The sequence below is a fragment of the Candidatus Accumulibacter necessarius genome (genome assembly GCF_036625085.1).
Genome location: NZ_JAZKUM010000002.1, coordinates 306,862 through 330,477, shown reverse-complemented (window position 1 = coordinate 330,477; position 23,616 = coordinate 306,862). Strand labels below are relative to the sequence as shown.

Here is a 23,616-nt window from a genome sequence, read left to right as displayed (position 1 = left end):
GCATTGTGATCACCCCCTGCGCCAGGCGTGGAAACGTTCGACCCAGGCCAGCAGGCGCTGCGGCGCATGCGCTTTCTTCCAGACGCCGGCGACGTACTTGTTGGCTTCGGCGAGCGTCGGATAGATGTGAATCGTGCCGAGAATCTTGTTCAGCCCGATCCCCTGCTTCATCGCCAGGACATATTCGGCGATCAGGTCGCCGGCGTGTTCGCCGACGATGGTCACGCCGAGGATGCGATCCTTGCCGGGGACGGTCAGCACCTTGATGAAGCCGTGCGCCTCGCCATCGGCGATCGCCCGGTCGAGGTCGTCGAGGTGATAGACCGAGACTTCGCAGGGAATGCCTTTCTCCCTGGCTTCCTGTTCGTTCAGGCCAACCCGTGCCACTTCCGGTTCGACGAAGGTCGACCAGGGGATCACCGAGTAATCAGCCTTGAACTTCTTGAACGGCGCAAAGAGCGCATTGACTGCCGCGTACCAGGCCTGGTGGGCCGCGGTGTGGGTGAACTGGAAGGGACCCGCGACGTCGCCGGCAGCGTAGATGTTCGGATACCGGGTCTGCAGAAACTCGTTGGTTTCGACCGTCCGGCCGGTGGGAATGCCGAGTTCCTCGAGGCCGTAGCCCGTCAGGTTGGCGGTGCGACCGACGGCGACGAGCACGGCATCGAAGGGAATGCGCAAGTCGCCGCCGGCGTGTTCGACGACCAGGATCCTTTCTCCGTCTTCAACCAGGAACTGCTTGGCGCGGTGATTGAGCAGGACCGAGATCCCTTCGGCCACGAAGCGGCGCGCGACCAGTTTGGATACTTCCGGGTCTTCCCGGATCATCAGGCGCGGACCCATTTCCACCTGCGTGACCTGCGAGCCGAGGCGGGCAAAGGCCTGGGTCATTTCCGAACCGATCGGCCCGCCGCCGAGGACGACCAGCCGGCGGGGCAGCTGACGCAGGTTCCACAGCGTATCGGAGGTCAGGTAGCCGACCGCCTCGATGCCCGGGATGGGCGGCACAAACGGACGCGCGCCGGTCGCGATCACGATGCTGCGCGTACTCAGCCGCTGCGTCGCGCCATCGTGGCCGGTGATCTCGACCTCCCATGGCGAAACGAGCCTTGCCGTACCCTCGAGCACCTCGACGCCCAGTTCGGTGTAACGCGCCACCGAGTCGTGCGGTTCGACCGTCCGGATGACGCTTTGCACCCGTTCCATGATGGTCGCGAAATCGAACTCGGCGCGTGCCGAGGCGATGCCGAATTCCTTCGATCGTGCCATGTGCGACAGCAGCTTGGCCGAGCGAATCAGCGCCTTCGACGGGACGCATCCGGTGTTCAGGCAGTCGCCGCCCATGCGGTGCTTCTCGACCAACGTCACACTGGCCCTGACGGCAGCGGCGATATACGAAGTGACCAGGCCGGCGCTGCCGGCGCCGATGACGATCAGGTTGCGGTCGAAGCGTCGCGGCTTCTTCCACGCGGCGAAGACCTTGTTCGTGCGACCGATGTCGACGATCTTGCGCGCCAGCAGCGGAAAGACCCCGAGCAGGGCAAACGAACCCAGGAGGCCGGGTGAAAGAATGCCGGACAGCGAGTCGATCTTTGCCAGTTGTGTGCCTGCATTCACATAGACCACCGTGCCCGCCAGCATGCCCAGCTGGCTGACCCAGTAGAAGGTGCGGGCCTTCATGCCGGTCAGTCCGGAGAGCAGATTGACGAGAAAGAAGGGAAAGACCGGCACCAGGCGCAGGGTGAACAGATAGAAGGCGCCCTCCCGCTTCACCCCTTCGTCGATCGCCTGCAGGCGCTGGCCGAAGCGCTGCTGGACCCAGTCACGGAGCAGGAAGCGCGAGATCAGGAAAGCCAGCGTGGCGCCGATCGACGATGCGAAGGAGACGATCACCACGCCCCACAGGAGGCCGAAGACGGCGCCACCGGCCAGCGTCAGCAAGGCGGCGCCGGGCAGCGACAGCGCCGCCATGACGACGTATGCGGAAAAGTAGAGGGCAACACTGAGGCCGGGATTATCTGTCCGGAAGGCCTCGATGGCCTGCTGCTGCGCCTTGAGTGTCTGCAGGTTGAGGTACTGGCCCAGGTCGAGTGCGACGTACAAACCGACGACTGAGGCCAGTGCCAGGACCAGCAACCATTTTCGCATCTGCATGGGGGTATTCCTCGTGGATGGGGAGGCCGGGCGGCTGCCGACTCCCTGCATTTGACCATTGGTCGTCGGGCATGGCCTGAATCTTACAATGGCCACGGTCAGACGCAGTTGCCCGAAGGCCCGCAGCCTTTCTCGTGCCGTGTCGGTTGCCCGCGAGTATCCTGTGCGGTAGGGGTGATCGTGCGATCGGTGTGCAGACGCCGATTCGGGAATTGAAGCACCAGCGAACCGCACGCGGGCCGACAGCCCTTTCGTCCTGGTCAGCACTTCGATAGCATCCCGGGTTCAGCGTCTTCGTGCAGCCGGGCCCGGCAAAAGCGGGCTGCAGCCATTCATCGACCCGACGGGAGGGCCATGCGCTTCATCCACTGCGCCGATATTCACCTCGACAGCCCGCTGCGCGGCCTCGAACTCTACGACGGCGCTCCCGCCGAAGAGATGCGCCACGCTACCCGCCGAGCCTTCGCCAACGTCGTCGACCTTGCCATCGAGCGCTCGGCCGATTTCGTGCTGATCGCCGGCGACATCTTCGACGGCGACTGGCCGGACTTCAACACCGGCCTGTATTTCGCGTCGCAGTTGCGCCGCCTTGCCGGCGCGGACATCCGCGTCTTCCTGAGCTATGGCAACCATGACGCGGTCAGCAAGTTGACCCGATCGGTCCCGCTGCCGAAAAACGTCTTCAGCTTTCCGGCGAATCGACCGGCCACTGAAGTCATCGAATCCCTGGGGGTCGCGATCCACGGACAAAGCTTTGCCACCGAGGCCGTGACGACGGACCTGTCTGCCGCCTATCCCGCACCGCGCGCTGGCCTGTTGAACATCGGCGTTCTGCACACCGCCCTGTCGGGCCGCGAAGGACATCAGCCCTACGCGCCGACAACGGCCGATCGCTTGAGCGACAAGGGCTACGATTACTGGGCGCTGGGACATGTTCACAATCGGGAAATCGTCCGTCAGTCGCCCTGGATCGTTTTCCCCGGCAACACGCAGGGGCGCCACGCGCGGGAGACCGGAGCCAAGGGCTGCATGGTCGTCGAAGCGGAGGTCGGCGTCGGCATCCGCTCGGTCGAGTTCGTTGCGACTGACGTCGCCCGCTGGCATCACCTCGCCATCGACATTGCCGCGCTGGCGTCCGGGGATGAACTCCACGCCGCCGTGCAGGCCGCAGTACGTGCCGTGCAGGTCTCGGCCGAAGAGCGAATCCTTGCCCTGCGCTTGACCCTGGCGGGGCGTGGGCCGTTGCATCACGCGATCGTGTCGAACCGGGAAGCGGTACGGGCGCAGCTTGCTGCCTCGATCGGCGAAGCATCGGCCGGCAGGGCCTGGCTCGAAAAAGTCCGGATCAAGGTGACGGCGCCACTCGATCTCCCGCGGCTGGCCGAGCGCGACGATCCCATCGGCTTGCTGATCCGCTCGATCGAATCCCTCGAAGCCGATCCGGTCATGCTCCAGGCGCTGGCCGAGTCGGTGCTGTCCGATCTCGGGCAAAAGCTTCCGGCCGAACTGCGCGGGTCCGACAGCGCCTGGGCCCTGGATTCCCCTGAAGCCCTGGCCGACGCCCTGGCCCACGCCAGGGAGCGCCTGCTGGCGGCGATCGCCGCCGAGGACACGCCATGAAGATCGAACAGATCGACCTCAAGGCGTATGGCCATTTCACCAACCGGCGCCTGCTGCTGGACGGTGGCGCCCCTCTCCACATCGTCTGCGGGCCGAACGAGGCCGGCAAGACGACGCTCTGGCGGGCGATCAACGGTGCCCTGTTCGGGATCCCCGAGACCACCCGCGATGGCCATCTGCACACGAACCCGAAACTGCGGGTGGGGCTCGCCTTGTCGTCGCGGGCAGGCGACCGGCTGGCGGTGATGCGCCGCAAGGGTCGCGTCAATACCCTGCTCAGGTACGACCCGGACACTGGCGCCGAGCTCCCGGAAGCCGTGCCGGAAGACCGGCTGCGCGACTGGCTCGGCGGCCTCGGTCAGGGGCTGTTCCTCGCCATGTTCAGCCTCGACCATGACGCCCTGGTGCGCGGCGGTGAAGCGCTGGCGCAAGGCAGGGGCGATGCCGGTGAAAGCCTCTTCGAAGCCGGCGCCGGTCTGACCTCGATCCGCGCATTGCGCAGCCGGCTCGATGGCGAGGCGGAAGCCCTGTTCAAGCCGCGGGCATCGAAATCGGCGATCTACCGGGCGCTGGCGGACTACGATGAAGCCCGGCGGCAGGCGAGAGATGCCTCGGTGCGACCGGTCGAGTGGACCGGAGCGAGGTCGGCGATGGAAGCGGCGAGCAAGCACTACGAGGATGCTCGGGCCGAGCAGGTTCGCCTGCAGAACGAAGCCCGCCGGCTGGAGCGACTGGCGGCCATCCTGCCGGACGTGGCCGCGCTCGAACTGGCGCAGCAGCAGCTCGCGGAGCTGACCAGCGTGCCGATGCTCCCGGCGTCCGCGCCGACCGAACGGGTGGCCGCGGTCACCAAAAGGACCGAAGCGCTCAGCGCCGAACGCACCGCCGCGCAGCGCTTGCAGCAGCACCAGGCTGAGTTGGCGGCGATCGAGATCAACGATGCCGTGCTCGCCGATGCCGAAGCCGTCGAGGCGATTCACCACGCCACCACGAGCCTACCGCGAAGCGAACATCCAGGCGGCCAGGGCCGATGCCGCGATCGAAGCGGCACAGAGCGACTTTGATTTCGTCCTCAGACAAATTGCCGGCGACGAAAGGCCAGCCGATCCTCTGCAATGGATCCCGGATCCGATCCGGACGGCGAAGATCCGCGCCTTGATTACCGCTGGCGCGACGCTCAAGGCCATGCACCAGGCGAATCTCAAGACTCGGCGCGAGAAGAAACTCGAGGTCGATCAGCTCGAAGCGGAAATCCGCAGCCTGGGGCAGGCGCATTGCGCCGACGATCTGGGCGCCTATCTCGACTCGATTGCCGATGATGGCGATCCGCAAGCGCGAGCGCAACAGCTCGAGGACGAGGCGACGACGGCGGAAGCCCGGCTCAATGCCGAAGCCCGTGGATTGAAAATGTCCTCGGCCGAAGCCCTGGCCCGGAGCACGGTGCCGCTCGATGGCGAGCTTCAGTCCTGCAGATCGGAGGACGATGAACTGCGCCGCCGGACGCGCTCGATCCGTGAGGCGATCGAAAAGATCGAGAACGACCTCGCGGCCCTGCAGGGCGACATCAAGGGTCTGGAGGTCCGCGGCAGCGTCCCGACCAGGGAGGCCGTCGTCGGCGAGCGAGCAACGCGCAACGCGCTCTGGCTGGGGATTCGCCGCCATTTCATGCCGACCCCCGGTGAGCCCGTGCCGGCGGACCCGCCGCCGCCGGCAGAGCGCTACGAGCGTGCCGTCAGCAGCGCCGATGACGCCGCCGACGGACTGTTTGCCGATGCTGAACGAGCCACCCGTTACGCCGAGTTTCGGCTGCGTGAATCCCAGATGCAGAACGCCCTTGGTCTGGCCAGGGAACGTGGCGCGTCGGTCGCCAGGGAACAGCAGGATCTCGATCAGCGCTGGGCCGCCTTGCTCGCGGCGCACAGCCTGCCTTGCCTGAAGATTGCCGAAGCGTGCCATGGGTCGCCCGGCGGGAAGCCTTCCTGCAGAAGTTCGATGCCAGCCAGGCGAAGCGACAGGAGGCACGGCAGCACCGCGAGCGGGTCCTGGAAATCCGTAGCCGGCTCGGCGAAATCTACGGCCTGATGAGCCTGCCCGCCCCGGCGGCGACCGAGCGGATCTCCGAAACCCTGGCGCGGGCTCGTGGCATCGCCAAACGCCAGGCCGAGCAGCTGACCCAGCGACAAGTGAAGGCGACCCACCGGGCCCAGGCGGACGCCGCGATGAAGCATGCCGATGCCGCCGCATCGGCCAGCGGCACCCAGCTCGAAGAGTGGGAGGCCGAGTGGGCGGAAGCGATGGGCGCCATTCGTCTCGCCGGTGACGCCAGCGAAGCGGAAGCGAGTGCCCGACTGCAACAGTGGTCCGAGCTGACGCAGGCGTACGGCACACTGGCCCGATCGAGGATCGAGCAACGCAACGCCCGGGTACAGATCGACGACTACGAGTCCCGTCTGGCCAGGACCTGGCAGCGTGTGCGGGGCGAGAGCCTGCCGGCCGATGGCCGCAGCCAGGATGTCCTGGCCGGCGATCTGTATCGCGAACTCACCTTGACACGCTCAAGGCAGGAGAAGAAGAACACGCTGAGCCAGCAGATCGCCGATGATCAGCAGGCCGTCGCCGAAGGTCGCCAGGCCGCCGAGGAAGCCACGCGCATCATCGACAAGGCTGCTGGTCCAGGCCGACTGCCGCACGATCGAAAGCCTCGAACTGGTTGAAGGACAGAGCGCGCAACGGGCTGCACTGGTGACCCAGGTCCGGGAAATCGAAGCTCGGCTCGTCCAGTCCGCCGGCCTGCCGCTGGCAGAAGCGCTCAGGCAGGCCGCAGGCCAGGATCCCGATGTCGTTGCCGAGGCGCTGGCCCGCAACCTGCAGCACAGCGAACAGAACGCAGCCGACGTGCAGCAGCGGCATGCGGCTTACCTCACTGCCAGGCAGACGTTCGAGAAAATGGATGGATCCGCGGTGGCTGCCGATGCGCAACAAATGACAGCACAGAACGCGGCACGAATTGCCGAGCTCGGTGCCGACTACGCGGCGTCGCGGATTGCCTCGGCGGTGCTGGCGCAGGTCATCGACACTTACCAGAAGCGTAACCAGGGACCGCTGATCGAGCAGGCATCGAAGCGCTTTGCCACCATCACCGCCGGCCGCTACACCGGTGTCGTGGTCGACTACGACGAAGACCGGCAGATTCTCAAGGCGGGACGCGGCGACGGCGAACGCCTGACCATGGCGCAGTTGAGCACCGGTCGCCGCGATCAGCTTTTCCTCGCCTTGCGGCTGGCGGCGATCGAGGGGCATCTGGACAACGGGGAACCCCTGCCGGTCATTGTCGATGACATCATGATCCAGTTCGACGACGAAGCGGCGGCGGCGACCTTCAAGGTGCTGGCCGACCTGTCGCAACGAACGCAGGTGCTTTTCCTGACGCACCACGAACACCTGCTCGAGGTCGCCGAAGCTTCGATTGGTGCCGGCGCTTTCCAGGCGCATCATCTGTCAACGTGATTGGCACGCCAGCGACTCACGAATCTCCCCTCACCCGCTTGCGGCGTCGGGGAACGGTCATGGCTTTCATCAGCCGGGGTGTCTGACAAAGCCATGGCCGTGGGTGGGAAACCGGCCACCAGTACGAACTACTGGTGGCTCATCACTAAGCGTTGGAGCCATTGACAACACGGCGATGTGTTGGCATGATCTCCATCATGAAAGTCGTCCTGCTCATCTCTACGCGTATTCCGTACTCCGAATCGGCCTTTGCGGAACTGGTGTTGTGGCGGCTTCCTAAACCCGTTGAGGGGTCGGCTCATGGTTTCAAGTATCGGCTTGCGTATGTCGTCCGTGGCAAGTGTGTCTTGCGCTACGACAACGAAGTTGGCAAAGGCGACCATCGACATTTCGGTCAGGCCGAGAGCGACTACAGCTTCACGACCCCCGACCAATTGATTGCCGACTTCCAGCACGACATTGAGAGGTGGAATTATGAAAACAGTGACACTTGACGTCCGTTCGCCGTCCGATGCGATGGAGGACTTCACCCAGGCGTGGAGGACCGATAAACCCCAACGGTCCGCGCACATCAGCTTCGCCACGCCAGAACTGCTCTGGAAGGTACTCACCGAAAAGCGATGGGAACTGTTGAAGGCATTGCGTGGGGCTGGCCCCGTTTCAATCCGTGAAGCCGCCCGCCGCGTCGGTCGAGATGTGAAGGCCGTTCACGGTGATGTGACCGCATTGCTCAACGCTGGCGTGCTCGACCGTACTGAGGACGGCCGCATTGTCTTTCCATTTGAGGCCATTAAGGTCGAGTTTTTGTTGCGGGCTGCATAAGACAAGATCGGGGTCATCAGGGTCAAAGGGGCCTGGTCAATGACCAACCACGTGAATCAAAGGGTAGAGTAAAGCAAGAAACGGGGCCACAGGACCAGATGTCACTTGATGTGTGAGCCAGGCCCCCTTTCTTCCCTCTTTTCTTCCCTTTTTGGAAACCGTGTCCTTTTTAACAACGCCTAAAAACGCGGAAGCCGACTTCTCGAATCCCTCTTGGGGTTGCTCTTGAGCTAACAACCCGCAATTTATAATGAACCATAAACAATAATATAGGGGCTATAATGAAATTCATTCCCGCCCTGATGCTTGGAGCTTTGGCATTTATAATAGGTAGTGCGCAGGCGGCACCTACTTATTCATTCGCTGATTTAGGTGTGCTTCCAGGAGGGGGGCTAGTTACGGATTTGGCACTAATGATTTTGGTCAAGTTGTTGGGTACAGCCAAAGTACGTCAGGCATTCGGGCATTTATGTGGCAGTCAGGAACTATGACTGATTTAGGAGTCCTGCCGGGTGGCAACGACAGTGTTGCGTTAGGTATAAACAATAGCGGTCAAGTTGTGGGAAGGAGTTCTTCTTTCGATGGGGACAGAGCAGTTCTATGGGAGGCGGGGAATATAGCCAGTCTAGGAATATTGCCTGATGGCTCGGGTCGAAGCCAAGCAACAGCGATCAACGACGCGGGACAAATTACGGGTTGGAGTGACACTACGAAGGGCGCATCCCACGCATTTCTCTTTCAGTCGGGCACCATGGCCGACCTTGGCACTTTCCCCAACGGATTCACTAACCAGAAATGGCAGAAAGGGGCCAGGCTCAATTTAACTGGCAAAACCTGCTATCCTCAACGACATGCCCCGTCGCCCCCGCATTCATCTCCCAGGTCTTCCCCTGCACGTCGTTCAGCGGGGACATAACCGCGACGCCTGCTTCTTCGCTGAGGAAGACTACCTCGCCTACCGCGAATGGCTGGGCGAGGCGTGCAAAGCCGCCGGCTGCGCGCTGCACGCCTACGTCCAGATGACCAACCACGTGCATCTCTTGCTGTCTCCGCCGGAATCCGAGGCTGTCTCCCGGCTGATGATTTCGCTGGGCCGGCGCTACGTGCAGTACATCAACAAGACGTACCATCGCACCGGCACCTTGTGGGACAGCCGCTACAAGTCTTCTCTGGTGCAGGCCGATGCCTATCTGCTTCTCTGTCAGCGCTATATCGAACTCAATCCCGTGCGCGCAGCGATGGTCGATGACCTGGCGCATTATCGCTGGAGCAGTTATCGGGCGAACGGACTGGGGCAACCTGACTCATTGCTGACTCCGCATGTGGTGTATTCCAGTCTCGGGGCAAACGAGGCTGAGCGGCTGGCGAACTATCGGTCCTTGTTCCGCCCGGAACTCGATACCGATGCAATCAGCGACATCCGCATGGCCCTGGATCAGGGGCAGCCACTCGGGGATGCGCGGTTTATCGACAGCATCGAACGGGCGACTGGACAGCGGCGCGAAATTCGCCCGCGGGGTCGGCCACGGAAGGCAATGCTTGAAGGAACGGGACCACAGGACCAGGTGTCACTTGACGTGTGAGCCTGGCCCCTTTTCTCCTTCTTTTCTCCTTCTTTTCTCCTTCTTTTCTCCCCTTTTCTCCCCTTCACAGGCGCCCGAATTCCGGCAGGCCGGTTCGCCTGCCACCTATAGCGCCAAGCATTGTGCAGGCCATGCGTATTGAGGAATATCGCAGAGTGCTATACGATTGCCGCATGAAGCTGATATCGAACAAGGCCCTGCGCGACTTCTCCGCACTGCACCCGGAGGCGGACGCGCCGCTGCAGGCATTTCGGCGGCTGATCGAGACGGGGCGATACGATCACTTCTCTGCGTTGCGCGACACGTTCAGAGGGGTGGATAAGGTGGGAGAGCATTTCGTGTTCAACATTGGCGGCAACAAGTACCGGCTGATCGCGGGAATTCATTTCGATGCGCAGCGACTGTATGTGAAGGCCGTTCTGACGCATCGAGAGTACGACAAAGGAGACTGGAAATGAGTGTGACCGACATTCTGGCGCCTTGGGCGTTAGTCGATGCAGCGCTTGGACTATCAGGGCCTGTTCGAGATGAGGCTCACTATGAAGCGCTTCTGGGCTTCGTGGATGAATGCTTCGGCCGCTTTGGCGCCGAAGAGCATCACCCCGTCTTTGCCCTGGTAGACCTGGTCGCCGATCGCATTCGAGAGTACGAAGGTCGCGTGCACCCTTGGCCGGATACACTTTCTCCAGAGGGGATGCTTGCCTGCTTGATGGAAGAACACGGGCTCAAGCAATCCGACCTGCCGGAAGTCGGCACGCAGTCAGTGATTTCTGACCTGCTGACCGGAAAGCGGCGGCTCAATCTTCGCCAAGTGTGCGCGCTGGCTGCGCGCTTTCACGTGCCGATGGAAGTTTTTGCCGAACCCGGAGCGCGGAAATAGGACAGGAAGACTGCTGCAAAAGTCGCGTAATTCGCCCGATGCCTGAGTGAGGTCGACTCCGGCATTCGGTCGCTGGTGCAATTCGCTTCGCTTGTTGCACCCTACGTACTGACGCGACGCGGGCGAGGTAAGTCGGGTCCTGCTGTCGGCTCGGCCAGTCGAGGGCGGTAGTGGCAGGGAAAGGGCGATCGACACGACGTGCGCGCAGCGGGTCAAGCACCTGTGCCAGTTGGTCAGCAGTTCGCCGACCGCTTCGAGCGAGTTGCAGACCAATAGCATGTCGCAGCTGACATCCCTTGCCGCCGTACAGCGATCGACGATGCCGGCAGCTGCCATCGACAGGTCGTCCGACGCCGCGCCCTGGGCCGCCAGGCGCGAGGCCTTCCTGCAGAAGTTCGATGCCAGTCAGGCGAAGCGGCTGGAGGCGCAGCAGCGCCGCAAGCTTGCCCAGGACATCCGTACCCGGCTCGGCGAAATCTATGGCCTGATGAAACTCCCCGCCCCGCACCGGGTGAAGGCTTCTCCGAAACCCTGGCGCGGGCTCGCGGCGTCGCCAAAAGACACGCCGAGCAGGCCACTCAGCGACAGCTGAGGGCCAGCAACCGGGCCAACGCGGACGCCGCGATGAAACATGCCGACGCCGCCGTATTGGCAAGTGGCACGCAACTGGCGCAGTGGCAGGAACAGTGGGCGGAAGCCATGAGCGCCATCCATCTCGCCCGCGACGCGAGGGAAGCAGAGGCGACGGGTGGGGACGGGGAAGTTCGGCTGTCGGATCTGTACGATGCTATCCACCTCCAGCTCACCCCTCAAGGGCTTTACCCCTCTGTTCGACCTTTCCACATCCATCGACCAACAGTTTCAATTGCCCCCATTTGAGTCGCCAGGACCGAGCTGCCCGCGAAATCTGCGCTATCATCACAGTCAAGCATTTCGCATGAGGCAGCGAACATGGGAAACATGAGCGAACTGATGGCGCAGGCACGCCACAGGATTAGCGTCGCCGACTATCACAAAATGGCCGAGGCGGGGATTTTTGGCGAAGACAGCCGCGTGGAACTCATTGACGGGGAGATCGTCGATATGGCGCCGATTGGCAGCCAGCATGCTTTTGTCGTCAGCTGTCTGGCCCGGTTATTCACCCTTGCTGCCCGCGATGATTATCTGGTCAGCGTCCAAAATCCTGTCCGGCTCGACAATTGCTCGGAGCCGCAACCCGATATCGCCTTGCTCAAGCCGGGCAATTACATGGACAGCTTGCCCGGCGCCAGCGATGTGCTGTTGATTGTCGAAGTCGCCCACTCCTCCATCAGCTTTGACCGTGGCGTGAAGCTGGATCTCTACGCGCGTCACGCCATTCCGGAAGTCTGGCTGCTCGACCTGATGAACGGCGAGTTGCTCGTCAGCCGCAAACCTGTCGACGGGCAATATCGGACAATGCACAAGCCGCTCCCCGATGAAACCGTCTCGTCCCTGCTTGCGCCGCAGCTTGAGTGGACTGTGGCGAGCGGGAAATCGTGGTCTGTCCCTTTCTAGCTTCCTCAAACCCCAGGATGGCGGCCCCTGGCAATTCATGAAGTAGGCGGCGTCAGCGAGGAGTTGGTCGCAGCCAGGGCTCAGCGGGAACCGGCGAGCAGCGGGAACTCGGCAATGGTCCGATAGGATGACCCGTGCGCCGACGGGGTCGAGCGCACCAGGACGAACTGCCGGTTGCTCCACGCCACCGGTTCGCACTCCGGCAATTCGGCATCGAGGGCGACTAGCTTGCGCACCAGCGTGACATGCGGGATGAAGGTTCGCCGGGCATCGGCCACGGCGAATCCGGCGGCCGACAATGCCACGGTGAGGGCGGCCGACAGGGCGGCGAGCGCCGCTGGCGGAACGCTGCAACCGGCCTGGAAGATGCAGTTATGGCGCCAGAGGCCGAAGCGGTCCAGCGTCAGGTCGAAGGCTTCGCAGCGCACCGCGCGCGCCGCGCGCTCCAGATCCGGCAGACGTTCGATCGGCACGTCGCCGATGAAGGCCAGGGTCAGGTGGATGGCTGCCTGACGTGTCGCCCGCCCGCCGGCTCTCGTGGCAACGGAATCGGCGACATCCGCCAGATACCGCGCGACTTCCGGCTGCGGCCACAGGGCGAAGAAGACACGGGCCTGCTCGGGCCGCGCGCCAGGTTGCTGGCCGCTCTCAGAGCGCACGTTCGACGACACCGCCTGCGCCTCGATCGCTTTCTGGCGCCCGAGATAGCCGAGCTTCTCGTTGGTCTTGCCCTTGATGTTCACGGAATCGGGCGAAATTCCCAGGTCTACCGGGACGTTCGCCAGTATCGCCGCCGCGTGCAGGGCGTGCTTCTGCCGCGGGGCGGCGCCCGGCGCCGCCGTCCGGCCGGTACAGATCGGCCAGATCCTGATCGCTCACCTTGGCCAGCGGCAGATCAAACGCGATCCGCCCCTGCCTGAAGCCGATCACCCGTTCCGCCAGCAGTGGCAGGAGGGCTGGGTTATGCACGACGGTGATCAGCGTTGCCTGTCGCGCCGCCTTGACCAGCAGATGGCAGACCTCGGCGGCGGCTGACGGGTCGAGGGCGGCGGTCGGCTCGTCGGCGAGAATCAGGCGGGGCCGCTGCATCAGGAGGCGGGCAATCGCCACCTTCTGCTTCTCGCCGCCGGAGAGCCTGTCGGCCCGCGTCCTGGCCTGCGCCAGGAGGCCCACCGCATGCAGGGAGGTTTCGGCCTCGGCGACTTCCTGCGTCGGGTAACAGCGTGTCCAGCTGCGCCAGCCGGTGACCCGGCCAAGCGAGCCGATGAGCACGTTCTCCAGCGCCGACAGCCGGGCAACCAGGTGCAGGCCCTGCAGGACCTGGCCGACTTCCTGCCGCAGCACCCGCAATGCAGCAGCGGGCAAGGGTTCTTCCAGCGCCCGGCCGAGCACTTCGGCGGTGCCTTGGGCCGGTGGCATGAAGCCGCTCAGGAGTCGCAGCAGAGTCGTCTTGCCGGCGCCATTGTGACCGACGACGGCGATGCGCTCGCCCTCGGCGACGACCAGCTCGTCGATCGCCAGCAGCGTGCGGCCGCCCGCGCGGCAGGCCAGCGACTTCAGAGCGACGGCGGCAGTGGATGGCGCAGCATTCATAGCAGGGCCTTGCGGATGCGCCGGCTCATGGCGTCGAAGGATGTCACCAGCAGGAAGACGACGAGCAGCACGGTCGATAGCCTTCCCCATTGAAACAACGATGTGGCTTCGGAGATCAGCAGGCCGAGTCCGCCGGCGCCGATGATGCCGAGGATCGTCGAGTCGCGGATATTGAACTCCCAGATGTACAGGTGGCTGGAAACGAACTGTGGCAGGACGGCCGGCCAGATGGCGTTGAAGAATACCTGCACCGGTCCGGCGCCTACGCTGCGCACAGCGTTGATTGCCGCCATGTCGAGGGTCTCGATGGACTCGGCGAAGAGCTTGCCGTAGCTGCCCAGCGAATGCAGGGCAATGGCCAGAATGCCCGCCGTCGGCCCGAGACCGACGATGCCGACCAGCACCAGCCCGAAAACCAGCGTGTGAATCGACCGCGTCACGTCGAGCAGGCCCTTGGCCAGCCAGGCCAGCGGCCGTGGTGCCAAGAGGTTGCGCGCGGTGAGCACGGCAAGCGGCAGGGCGAGGATGGCGCCCAGCAGGGAGCCCAGTGTGGCGATGCGGATGGTCGTCCAGGTCGCCTCAGCGAGCGCGGTCAGGTGGTTCCGCTCGACTTCCTGGCGGTTCTCGACGCGCAGCAGGTTGCCGTCATCACTGCGATACTCCAGCTGCGGGTTGCCGAACCAGACGTCGACGAAGCTCGGTCGGGCGAACTCCCCTGCCGTCTTCACCAGGTTGGCCAGCGGATTGCGCCCCAGCGACAACTCGTTTTCGGCCAGCAGCGAAACGACACAGGCGGCTACGAGCAGCGCATAGGCCAGCGCCAGCCCGAGGAAGCCGAGGCGACCACCGAAGTGGTCTCCCAGGCGAGCCGGCGGGGCGAGCACCGTCATCACTTGGCCTGCAGCTTGCCGGTTGCGAGGCCGGCGTCGCGGATCGGCTTGTAGAAGGTGTTGTCACGGCTGACAAAGCCGGTGTAATGCGGCGGCAGCAGGGCGGGGTTGGTCTTCAGCGCATTGCCGACGTCGGTCAGTGCGGCCTGCAGGCGGGCCACGAAGGCCTTGTCAGCGTACAGCGCCTTGCTGACGGCGACGGCGTCGTTGGGCAACGGCGCCGATTGCCAGAAAATCCGGGATTGCTCGGCCTTGATCAGGCCCTGTTCGATCATCGCGTTGCGGTTGCGGTTGTAGTCGGCGCCAGCATCCAGCAGCCCCTGCGTGACCTGCGTTTCGATCGCCTGGTGCCTGGTGTGCAGCGTTTTGGCGAAATAGGTGTCCGGGTTGATCCCCTGGGTCATGAAGTAATGCAGGGGAATCAGGTAACCCGAAGTCGATCCCTTGTCGCCGAAGGCAAAGGTTCTGCCCTTGAGATCGGCGACGCTGTGGATGCCGGAATTCGGATGGGTGACCATGATCGCGAAATACTCGGGCTTGCCGTCGTAGAGGATGGTCGAGACGACCTGGGCGCCCGCCTCGTTGTTCGCGAGCACGTAGCCCCACGGTCCCATCAGGGCCATGTCGGTTTCACCGTTGGCGAGCGACTTGGCGAGACCCTCCCAGCTATCGACAGTGCGCAGTTCGACCGGGCGATCGAGCCGGGCTGAAAGGTAATTGGCGAGTGGGCGGTAGGTGGCATCATTTCTATCCTTGTCGGGCTGAAAGAGGCCAACGCCGAACTTCAGCGGCGGCTCGGCAGCCAGTGTCCCGTTTGCCAGCAGGGTGGTGAGGAGTATGGCGAGAAGGCGGCAGAAGCGCTGCATGGTGTTCGAGGTCTCCGAGAATTCTGGCGATGGTGTCGACGGCCATCCTGTCATGGCCGGTGATGTCCAGGTGGCCATTCTGAACGATATCCGGGGCGGGCGGCGGCCAATGCTGGGCCATTGGTCGCGCCGACGGCGCCATTCCTTACACCGCGACGTCGCCGGGCTGCGGATGCCAGGACAGTGGCCTGGGCCAGCGACGAGCTGAAGCGCAGCCCGAGCCGGCGCAGCGTTCTTTCCGCCGCCAGGACGCTTCCGGTCCAGCCCATCTTGAACGTGAAGCCGCCGGTATCTCGAATGCGGGATTCTCGCGCATGCCGTTGTCCGTGCTCGATGCGCCGAGGGTAGTCACGATTTTCTCATTGCCCCCGCATGCATCCATGCAAGGTCCACCGGCGTCTGCCGATCCCGCTCCTGCTCGATGGCCTCTACGCCAACGGACCGGTGATGCAGCGCGGCCGTGGCTACCACTGGCAGTTCATGATCGTCCTCGGGGACCAGGCCTTGTCCACAGTCTGGCAGGAAGTTCGACGCCCTGCATTCCCTGAAACCGCAGACTCTGCAGCGGCACTGGGGAAGGCGCCAACAACACTTCACCTGGGGCAACGACTCGACTATGTCTTCGGTTCGAACGGGCGTCAGCATCTCAAGCTGAACGATAACCTGGCCCGGGCTTGCCCAAAACCTCGTCCCAAGCAGAGCGCTCTCCGCGCCGGGAAAGGCTCGCCTACCGATCGTCGCGGAGAGCCAACGCCCTCTCAACAGCCTCCTGACTGACCCTACACCATCCGCGCTGACACACCGCTTGCCTGCTCGCTACCCGCAATGTGACCGCGCAGGTGACGAAAGCGGTCCCTACCGGCCAACAGCCTCGATTCGGCTGGGTCATGCGTCAGGGCTGTTGGACAAGGCTTCAACTTGACCAGGATATTGAGAGGGTCCTATAATCGGCCGCCTTGTGGTGATGTAGCTCAGTCGGTTAGAGCGATGGATTCATAACCCATAGGTCGGTGGTTCAATTCCACCCATCACCACCAAAGTTTCGAGGAGCGGCGCGCGGCCGGCCAGCAGGGCGTCGCGCCTCATTTCGTCTTGGCGCCTTCTCGCAATGCCCGAAACGAGCGCACGAGTTGCTTCGTCATCAGGCGTTTGATGCTGGCGGTTTCCGCCCGTATCAGGTCGACGCGGCTCTCGTTCGTGGGTGGCGAGCGTCAGGCGGGCTGCCGTCGTGTCGACAAGTCGTTCGAGGGACGCGCGCAGCGTTGCCCCCAAGCGCTCCGGCATGGCTTCCGATGTCCGCCACCGGGAAACGCTCGCCAGTCCGCAGTGCAATCTCAAGTTTCGCCGTGCTGATCGCCGCCATAAGTTCGGCCTTGCGATAGTCGGCGATGCCGGGGACTTCTTCGACCGCTGTAATCGCGTTCTGGGGCGTTGTCTTTGCGCCAGGTACCAAGGGTATTGCCTTTACCCGTTTCGCGGCGTGTCGGGCGGCTACGTCAGCGCGGGTGCCCGGTTTTGTGGCTTCCCATCGGCGCAGATTGTCTGCCACGTCTAGCTTTCCGCCTGATGCGAGCAAGCGTCCTTCTTGAATCGCCCGGCAGACAGTTGATTTATTCACGCCAAGCCGTCTGGCGAATTCGGAGGGTGTCTCAGTCATTGCGGAAAACTCCAGATGAGAATTATTCGCATGCAGTTGCCTATATTTTAGGCAGATGGCCTAGCGCCAGGCCGGGCTTCGCATTACCCGCAGTCCAAAATGCCCCAGGAGGACCCGCTCTTCCTGTCGGCGCATCACTCATGCCGTTGTGCCAGTAGCCATTGTGTCGCCTGGTTGGCGGCTTGGCTGTTGCCGTGCTTGTCCGGGTGGCAGAGGCGAATCAGGCGGGCGAGCATGTCGGATTCAATGGCGGCGGCTTTCCTCTCGGCCAGCAGGCGGCGGTGCTCAGCGACTTCCTCGCGCAACTCCAGCAGCTCGTCATGCTCGGCCCGCTTCGATTCCTTCCAGCAGGCCAGACAAGTTCTCTTCCAGGAAGCGTCTTTCTCGAATCGGTCGCCGCACTCGGGGCAGGTTTCGGTGCTCATGCTCTATCCCTTTTCGTGCCAGAGAAGAGCGGTTTTTCTTCCTTCCCCGACTCCCGCGAAGGGGGTGAGATTTCCGGTACTGTGCCGGAATCTCTACCCCCCCTTTAGGGGGGCACAGTTGCACAGTTCAGATTTCCATTTGTAATCAATAGGTTGGGAACTGTGCGAAGGTTTGGCACAGTTTACTTTTGGCACAGTTCCAATGGCATAAAAACGGGACGCAAACCCTTGCCATTGCTCAATTCTTGTTTTTGCGCGAACTGTGCCAAGCTCCGCACTGTGCCGCACAGAAAGAAAATCCGCACAGTGAAACGTCATAATCCGGGCGATCATACCGCCACCTCTGGCGCGCATTCTTCGGCCTCTGGCGAATCGATTTCATCCTCTGGCGCGGGCTTCGGTACGGCACAGGTCGCCTCTGGCGGACACAGGCGGGCGCCACCACCGCGGTACGGCAAGCGCTTGATGCAGCCGTCGGATAGCATTTTCCCCGTCTGCTCTTCAAACCATGGGCGCGTCTTCTCGTGGAAGATTTCCGGCAGTTCAAAGCGGCGGGTGTGCAGTCCGTTGGCGCCGTGGCTCGCAGCGAATGAAGCACCATCCTGCCACCTTTCCCGGATGGCATTCAGCAGGGCGGCGCGTAGCGTGTCGCTGTCGTCGGTGCCAGACAGCATATTGAATTGCTGCGTTCGGTCTTGCAGGATGCCGCGGGCGTCGCGCACAAACACTGTGCGGTCGCGTCGGGCGTCGCCGTATTTCTTCGCCACGATGCCGAATGCAATTTTTCCCTCTTCGTATCGCTCCCCGAGAACGTCGCACTCTTTCTTGCCACCGTCGGCGGGCGGCCACATGACATAGGCGGCGCGGGCGGTGCCGGCAATCGCACCACTCCCGCGGATGGCTTCCATAGCGTCAAGTGCCGTCCGGATTTCCCGGGTCGAACCCTTCGCCACGTGATGCACCAGCAGCACACAGGCGCCGGTTGCCGATGCCAGGGCGGTTGCCTCGTTCATCAGCGGTTGTGTTGCTTCTACCGTGTTCGTGTCGCCGGTCGTCAATGCCTGGAGCGTATCCAGCAGAATCAGCCTCACGTCGGGCAGTTCGCGGATCTCCGCAACGAGGTCGCGCCATGCCTCGGTAGGCTTGAATTCCTTCGTGGTGCGGTCGGCCTCGATAATGCCGAAGTGCCCCACGTCCGGCAGAGACAGCACAAGCAGGCGGTCGGGCATGACGCCACCGCAGAGACTCCACAGGCGGCGGTGAATCTCCGGCTCGTCATCTTCTGCCGAGACATAGACGGCGCGGCCATGCGCGGCCACCTCGGCACCAAAGGAGTAACCCGGGCAGAGCGGGCCGGGGTAGCCTGCCACCTTCGCGGCCATGTCGAGAGAAAGAAAGCTCTTGCCGACGTTTGGCGGCGATGCGACAAGACAGCACACACCAAGCGGAAAGATTCCCCGAACAAGCCAGTTGACGGGCGGCGGCTCGCCGATGAACAGACGGGCGGCGGTGCGCTCCGCCAGGTTGAATCGTCGCTGCACTTCCTTGGGGCGCTCCAGAAGGGCAGTGACAGCCTTCAGCCCCTCGGCTTGGTGCAGGTCGTTCAGATCGAAGTTTTGCGGGCTTCCTGCGGGCAGTTCCACCCATGCGCCAGATACCTCCTTGGCGATTGCGGCACACTGGTTTTCCTTGCCGGAGTCCGACACCACCACCAGCCGGGCGCCAGGGTATCGCTCGCGCAAGGCCTTGGTCACCGATGCCATGCGAGCGACTCCAAAGCAGCAGACAGCCGGTGCACGCGTCGCCTGATGCGCGCTCCATGCCTGCCCGATGCCCTCAGCGATGTAGATCGGGTGTCCTTCCCGGAAAGGGCCACCGACGATCAGGCAGGCGTCGGGCGGCAACTTGCAGCCCGGCAGGAACAGCTTCTTGCCGTCAGTCGGTACGAATTGCAGGCTCACCACTTCGCCGGCCAGTGTCGAGCACGGCAGCACCAGCGAACCGGCGCAGGCTTGCCCGGCAATCATCAGCGGGCCGTGATAGACGCGCAGGCCATCGGGCAATCCGCGCTTTCGTTCGATGTATTCCTGGTCGATGGGGGCCGGCTCGCAGCCGTTCCACAAGGCGCGCGGGTCATGCGGCGGGGGCTTGGGCTGCTCTGGCGCCTTGCGCCTCTCTTGGTGCGATTGTGGGCGTTTGGCGGGCGCTTCGGCGCCATCAGTCCAGCCGGCGGCGCGCGCAGCATGGAACAGCGAACCGGCGCCGATAGCGCCTTCCTTGATGCTTCGCCAGACTGAGCGGCATTCGGCCTCGCTGCTGTAGTTGCGGGCTCTGGCGCTCCAGTCGTGGAAGTCCTCGAAGTCCAGCCCGGCAGCTTTGGCGCCCATGGCGGTCTTCACCCAGGCGTTGTGGTCGGTGCCGGCGTCGAGGAACATCAGCGCAGAGCGGGCGCGCTCGATTTCGGCGATAGGGTCGCGGCTCATGCCGGCAGCCCTCCTGCAAGCAACGCAGCGCACGTCACGGCCAGGGCGAGAAGTCCGGCCAGTGTCGCGTCAATGACACCTCGCTGGCGCGGGCAAATCCGGAACAACTTCTGCCGAGTCCGCAGGCCGTCGACGTGCTGCTCGTTGATGGTGCGCCAGGTCGGCTTGACGGCTGGCAGATCGTCGCGGACACGGGCGATTGCGGCCCAGAACAGCGGCCTGTCAGCTTCGGGGTAATCGAGCGCTCCGACGATCTCGCCGGCCATGATGCGGGCCTTGATCGCGTCGGGGGTGATAGAATTCGGCCTGTCTTTGGCGCTCTCGATTGCTTGGCGGTCGGGGGCGTTTCTCATTTAGGCGCCCTCGCCGGTGGCCAGGCGCTTGGCCTTCGCTTCGGCCTTGGCGCGGATATGCGCAGGCACCTTCAATGCGTTGGCAGCCTTGCGTGCTGCGTGTGCGTCGATCTGCGCGGCGTCGGGAATCTTGACGGCCTTGCCTGCGATCAGCGCGTCGACTTCAGCCTCGTCCCAAAGCAAGTGGTTATTGGCGAGCTTGACGGGAACCATGCCGAGATAATGCCCGTTGCGGCAATACCCGGCGCGCCATGTCTGCGGCTGATTCCGCATCCTCTCGGCGCCTTCTTCGGTTGTGATTTTCGCACCCGGGCGAATGCTCGGTGCTGTATTGGCGTCTTTCATTTAACTGTACTCCAAGAAACCCGTTTGCACGGTATGGAATGCAGTTCAAATTACGGCACGTGCTCTAGGCTTTGCCGCCGGTATTGAAAGCCAGCAATTGCAAGGGCTGCCGGCGTGCTTGCCGGTATTGATGCCGGTATGTTGTGCCGGTATTGATGCCGGCAGCGCGTTTACCGATACTCTTGGAGCTTCTCCCACTCGGGCAGCCAGTCAGCAAAGTACTTGCCAATGAATGAGACTGCCGCCTTCTGATTGGCATATTTCTTACTGACAATGCAATCCGCAAGTTTGGCGGGATTCCAGAGTGCAGACGCCTTGCCGGGCGAGCCTCTTGCAGTGCGGGCGGGCTTCAGCCATTCCGGCACGTCAGACAGGGCAGTAGAAAGGCTCTCTTGGTTGAACTGTCCAAATAGCGGCCAATCGACAGCTAGAATCTCCTCCTTGGGTATGCCTGTAGGCGTTACCTCTGGCGCGGCCTTCTCTGGCGCTCCAGAAGGGACGGCGGCTTGCTCAGGCGCGTCGATGTAGAACTCGTCGCCCACAGTTGCCGCCCAAGCGTTTATCGAATCAAGCGTCGAGAATAGGACGAGGCAGTATGAAAAGTTCTTTTCTGTCTCTGTTGCGCCAGGGTTGGACCAAGCGTCACATGTCCATCCGTCATCGCGTGCTCTTTCCAGTATCTCGTCGAATGTTCCAGGAAGACCTATTTCGTCAACAAGATGAATTCGCCCGGCGCGAGCCGCTTCGACAAGCCCTCGCACCATTTGCCGTGTGAAGTCCTGATAAGTGAGCTGATCAAATGGAACACCGCCCTTGGTGGCCTTCGCACGCGCCGCACATTGAGCAACTGCGCCCAGCGGAATGGGATCGTCGTTTTCAGCCGTCGGCACTTCTGCGGGATCGGACTTTTTGAAAAACGGCCCATTACCAGCTAATTGATACGTATGGCGAGTCCGTGTCTTCTTGAATTGCCATTTCAACTGAATACGCATAGCGCCCCTTTCACGCTTCGCCCTTGATTCAGGATGCCGCGCCAGCCGGGCAAGGGTTCCCGGTTTTCTCCCCGTCGGGATAGGCGCGGCATTGGTGGGCCTCTGACCGCGATCAGCCGGGCCAGGTCGGAGTGCTACCGCGATATACCACGGGTGGCCAGACGGCCAGGCCAGGAGTCCATGCAGGCCTGAAAGCACAGCCGGGACTCGCGCTGCTCGATCTTGCGGACGGCGGATTCAAGGCTGTTCGCTTCGACGTAGAGGACGCGGGCCGGCCGCCTGCAGGATGGCTTCGGCGCGCTCGACGGCATTCCATGTCTGTTCCCTGCGCTGCATCGGCGGCAGGCCGTCGATCTGCGATCCCATCCGACCCGCTCACCGCGGTCGATAGACAGGCGGCGCGTTTTGGATGTAGATCCGGTTGTTGACCTGCTGCGGCTCGTCCATCCCGCACGCCGAATACATCCGCCGCCTCGACGCGCCGATCACCGCCGCGTCCTTGCGATTCGAGCTGGAGTCGACATCGTAGCTCCACTGCGCCTCCTTGCACTCCCGGCTGTTGCGCGCATCCGCCCGCAGATCCGCGCTGGTTCGCCCCGTCACCGGCGCCGCCCCCCGCTCCGCCGCCGCGATCATCTGCCAGTGCTCCGCCGTCAGCGCCAGCCCCTTCGCGCGCGACAGATCGCCCGACCCGATCGCCTCGGCTACCTTCGCGTCGAGCAACCGCGCCTGCCGCTCTTGCGTCGAAGGCTGCCCACTAGGTGGCGCCGATGCCGTCGCCGGCGGCCCGCTATCCGCCGGTGCCGCAATTACCCGCACCTCGGATTCACCCCGGCGGCACGGCGTGTCGCTATACGACGTCGCCCCGCCGCCCGGCGCCCGGCACTTGTAGTAGATCGTTTGCGCCTGGCCGTCGGCCGGCAGACCGAAAGCAGCCACAACGGCCGCCGCAAACAGAAACCGGTGCATCATGTCCAACCCCCCAGAAAATCGCGCGTCCGCGCAAATCATCATCATAACCTCACTCGGGTAGGTCGGCGATGCCGGGGACTTCTTCGACCGCTGTAATCGCGTTCTGGGGCGTTGTCTTTGCGCCAGGTACCAAGGGTATTGCCTTTACCCGTTTCGCGGCGTGTCGGGCGGCTACGTCAGCGCGGGTGCCCGGTTTTGTGGCTTCCCATCGGCGCAGATTGTCTGCCACGTCTAGCTTTCCGCCTGATGCGAGCAAGCGTCCTTCTTGAATCGCCCGGCAGACAGTTGATTTATTCACGCCAAGCCGTCTGGCGAATTCGGAGGGTGTCTCAGTCATTGCGGAAAACTCCAGATGAGAATTATTCGCATGCAGTTGCCTATATTTTAGGCAGATGGCCTAGCGCCAGGCCGGGCTTCGCATTACCCGCAGTCCAAAATGCCCCAGGAGGACCCGCTCTTCCTGTCGGCGCATCACTCATGCCGTTGTGCCAGTAGCCATTGTGTCGCCTGGTTGGCGGCTTGGCTGTTGCCGTGCTTGTCCGGGTGGCAGAGGCGAATCAGGCGGGCGAGCATGTCGGATTCAATGGCGGCGGCTTTCCTCTCGGCCAGCAGGCGGCGGTGCTCAGCGACTTCCTCGCGCAACTCCAGCAGCTCGTCATGCTCGGCCCGCTTCGATTCCTTCCAGCAGGCCAGACAAGTTCTCTTCCAGGAAGCGTCTTTCTCGAATCGGTCGCCGCACTCGGGGCAGGTTTCGGTGCTCATGCTCTATCCCTTTTCGTGCCAGAGAAGAGCGGTTTTTCTTCCTTCCCCGACTCCCGCGAAGGGGGTGAGATTTCCGGTACTGTGCCGGAATCTCTACCCCCCTTTAGGGGGGCACAGTTGCACAGTTCAGATTTCCATTTGTAATCAATAGGTTGGGAACTGTGCGAAGGTTTGGC

The 23,616-nt window shown here is 63.1% G+C and carries 26 protein-coding genes and 1 tRNA gene; 14 read left to right on the top strand and 13 right to left on the bottom strand.

Going from position 1 to position 23,616, the window contains the following annotated elements; all coding sequences use genetic code 11:
* Window positions 1-9: 9 nt before the first annotated feature.
* Window positions 10-2,148 (bottom strand): FAD-dependent oxidoreductase, encoded by a 2,139-nt coding sequence (locus V5B44_RS05850; RefSeq protein ID WP_434735417.1) that lies wholly within the window; start codon window positions 2,146-2,148, stop codon window positions 10-12.
* A 360-nt stretch (window positions 2,149-2,508) separates the two neighbouring features.
* Here V5B44_RS05850 and V5B44_RS05845 point away from each other — a divergent pair, with 360 nt between their 5' ends.
* The 13 genes from V5B44_RS05845 (at window position 2,509) to V5B44_RS05785 (ending at window position 12,102) form a co-directional block, all read left to right on the top strand.
* The gene (locus tag V5B44_RS05845; protein ID WP_332358158.1) at window positions 2,509-3,774 is read left to right on the top strand and encodes a metallophosphoesterase family protein; all 1,266 of its coding nucleotides are present in this window, start codon (window positions 2,509-2,511) and stop codon (window positions 3,772-3,774) included.
* Complete coding sequence (locus V5B44_RS05840) at window positions 3,771-4,838, top strand: YhaN family protein (protein ID WP_332358157.1); 1,068 nt, start codon at window positions 3,771-3,773, stop codon at window positions 4,836-4,838. Before V5B44_RS05845 ends, V5B44_RS05840 begins: the two co-directional genes overlap by 4 nt.
* Window positions 4,839-5,855: 1,017 nt before the next feature.
* Window positions 5,856-6,488: a hypothetical protein gene (locus V5B44_RS05835; protein ID WP_332358156.1), complete on the top strand. Its 633-nt coding sequence runs from the start codon at window positions 5,856-5,858 to the stop codon at window positions 6,486-6,488.
* A complete protein-coding gene (locus V5B44_RS05830) occupies window positions 6,373-7,281 on the top strand; it encodes an ATP-binding protein (protein ID WP_332358155.1) in 909 nt (302 codons plus the stop codon). The genes V5B44_RS05835 and V5B44_RS05830 overlap by 116 nt, the downstream gene beginning before the upstream one ends.
* A gap of 197 nt (window positions 7,282-7,478) precedes the next feature.
* A complete protein-coding gene (locus V5B44_RS05825) occupies window positions 7,479-7,775 on the top strand; it encodes a toxin-antitoxin system TumE family protein (RefSeq protein ID WP_332358154.1) in 297 nt (98 codons plus the stop codon).
* A complete protein-coding gene (locus V5B44_RS05820; protein ID WP_332358153.1) occupies window positions 7,756-8,103 on the top strand; it encodes a DNA-binding protein in 348 nt (115 codons plus the stop codon). The genes V5B44_RS05825 and V5B44_RS05820 overlap by 20 nt, the downstream gene beginning before the upstream one ends.
* Before the next feature lie 469 nt (window positions 8,104-8,572).
* Window positions 8,573-9,019, top strand: a complete 447-nt coding sequence (locus V5B44_RS26585) for a hypothetical protein (protein ID WP_434735409.1) — start codon at window positions 8,573-8,575, stop codon at window positions 9,017-9,019.
* Window positions 8,955-9,686 (top strand): transposase, encoded by a 732-nt coding sequence (locus V5B44_RS05810; protein ID WP_332358151.1) that lies wholly within the window; start codon window positions 8,955-8,957, stop codon window positions 9,684-9,686. Before V5B44_RS26585 ends, V5B44_RS05810 begins: the two co-directional genes overlap by 65 nt.
* Window positions 9,687-9,859: 173 nt before the next feature.
* The gene (locus V5B44_RS05805) at window positions 9,860-10,144 is read left to right on the top strand and encodes a type II toxin-antitoxin system HigB family toxin (RefSeq protein ID WP_332358150.1); all 285 of its coding nucleotides are present in this window, start codon (window positions 9,860-9,862) and stop codon (window positions 10,142-10,144) included.
* Entirely contained in the window at window positions 10,141-10,566 is a 426-nt protein-coding gene (locus tag V5B44_RS05800; RefSeq protein ID WP_332358149.1) for a helix-turn-helix domain-containing protein, read from the top strand. Before V5B44_RS05805 ends, V5B44_RS05800 begins: the two co-directional genes overlap by 4 nt.
* Window positions 10,567-10,843: 277 nt before the next feature.
* Window positions 10,844-11,158 (top strand): hypothetical protein, encoded by a 315-nt coding sequence (locus tag V5B44_RS05795; protein WP_332358148.1) that lies wholly within the window; start codon window positions 10,844-10,846, stop codon window positions 11,156-11,158.
* A gap of 32 nt (window positions 11,159-11,190) precedes the next feature.
* A complete protein-coding gene (locus V5B44_RS05790) occupies window positions 11,191-11,445 on the top strand; it encodes a hypothetical protein (protein WP_332358147.1) in 255 nt (84 codons plus the stop codon).
* A gap of 81 nt (window positions 11,446-11,526) precedes the next feature.
* Window positions 11,527-12,102, top strand: a complete 576-nt coding sequence (locus tag V5B44_RS05785; RefSeq protein ID WP_332358146.1) for a Uma2 family endonuclease — start codon at window positions 11,527-11,529, stop codon at window positions 12,100-12,102.
* Between the two features lie 80 nt (window positions 12,103-12,182).
* On the opposite strand, the gene thpR is transcribed toward V5B44_RS05785, so the two are convergent.
* From thpR to V5B44_RS05765, 4 genes are read right to left on the bottom strand one after another with little or no spacing between them, the layout of a single operon-like run.
* Window positions 12,183-12,860: an RNA 2',3'-cyclic phosphodiesterase gene (gene thpR / locus V5B44_RS05780; RefSeq protein ID WP_332358561.1), complete on the bottom strand. Its 678-nt coding sequence runs from the start codon at window positions 12,858-12,860 to the stop codon at window positions 12,183-12,185.
* Window positions 12,751-13,695 (bottom strand): phosphonate ABC transporter ATP-binding protein, encoded by a 945-nt coding sequence (locus V5B44_RS05775; protein WP_332358145.1) that lies wholly within the window; start codon window positions 13,693-13,695, stop codon window positions 12,751-12,753. The genes thpR and V5B44_RS05775 overlap by 110 nt, the downstream gene beginning before the upstream one ends.
* On the bottom strand, window positions 13,692-14,585 hold the full coding sequence (gene phnE, locus V5B44_RS05770; RefSeq protein ID WP_332358144.1) for a phosphonate ABC transporter, permease protein PhnE: 894 nt from the start codon (window positions 14,583-14,585) through the stop codon (window positions 13,692-13,694). Before phnE ends, V5B44_RS05775 begins: the two co-directional genes overlap by 4 nt.
* Complete coding sequence (locus V5B44_RS05765; RefSeq protein ID WP_332358143.1) at window positions 14,585-15,451, bottom strand: phosphate/phosphite/phosphonate ABC transporter substrate-binding protein; 867 nt, start codon at window positions 15,449-15,451, stop codon at window positions 14,585-14,587. The genes phnE and V5B44_RS05765 overlap by 1 nt, the downstream gene beginning before the upstream one ends.
* Window positions 15,452-16,411: 960 nt before the next feature.
* On the opposite strand from V5B44_RS05765, the gene V5B44_RS05760 reads away from it, so the two are divergent.
* Window positions 16,412-16,488 (top strand) — tRNA-Met (locus tag V5B44_RS05760).
* Between the two features lie 754 nt (window positions 16,489-17,242).
* Here the strand turns inward: V5B44_RS05760 and V5B44_RS05755 are convergent.
* From V5B44_RS05755 to V5B44_RS05720, 8 genes are all read right to left on the bottom strand, one after another.
* Window positions 17,243-17,533, bottom strand: coding sequence for a hypothetical protein (locus V5B44_RS05755; RefSeq protein ID WP_332358142.1), 291 nt, complete (start codon window positions 17,531-17,533; stop codon window positions 17,243-17,245).
* Window positions 17,534-17,862: 329 nt separating this feature from the next.
* Window positions 17,863-20,016: an AAA family ATPase gene (locus tag V5B44_RS05750; RefSeq protein ID WP_332358141.1), complete on the bottom strand. Its 2,154-nt coding sequence runs from the start codon at window positions 20,014-20,016 to the stop codon at window positions 17,863-17,865.
* Window positions 20,013-20,369, bottom strand: a complete 357-nt coding sequence (locus V5B44_RS05745) for a hypothetical protein (protein ID WP_332358140.1) — start codon at window positions 20,367-20,369, stop codon at window positions 20,013-20,015. Before V5B44_RS05745 ends, V5B44_RS05750 begins: the two co-directional genes overlap by 4 nt.
* Window positions 20,370-20,714, bottom strand: a complete 345-nt coding sequence (locus V5B44_RS05740; protein WP_332358139.1) for a hypothetical protein — start codon at window positions 20,712-20,714, stop codon at window positions 20,370-20,372.
* A 170-nt stretch (window positions 20,715-20,884) separates the two neighbouring features.
* Window positions 20,885-21,706, bottom strand: a complete 822-nt coding sequence (locus V5B44_RS05735) for a hypothetical protein (protein ID WP_332358138.1) — start codon at window positions 21,704-21,706, stop codon at window positions 20,885-20,887.
* Between the two features lie 237 nt (window positions 21,707-21,943).
* Window positions 21,944-22,072, bottom strand: a complete 129-nt coding sequence (locus V5B44_RS05730; RefSeq protein ID WP_332358137.1) for a hypothetical protein — start codon at window positions 22,070-22,072, stop codon at window positions 21,944-21,946.
* A 9-nt stretch (window positions 22,073-22,081) separates the two neighbouring features.
* A complete protein-coding gene (locus tag V5B44_RS05725; RefSeq protein ID WP_332358136.1) occupies window positions 22,082-22,723 on the bottom strand; it encodes a DUF4124 domain-containing protein in 642 nt (213 codons plus the stop codon).
* A 426-nt stretch (window positions 22,724-23,149) separates the two neighbouring features.
* Window positions 23,150-23,440, bottom strand: coding sequence for a hypothetical protein (locus V5B44_RS05720; RefSeq protein WP_332358142.1), 291 nt, complete (start codon window positions 23,438-23,440; stop codon window positions 23,150-23,152).
* Window positions 23,441-23,616: the final 176 nt, after the last annotated feature.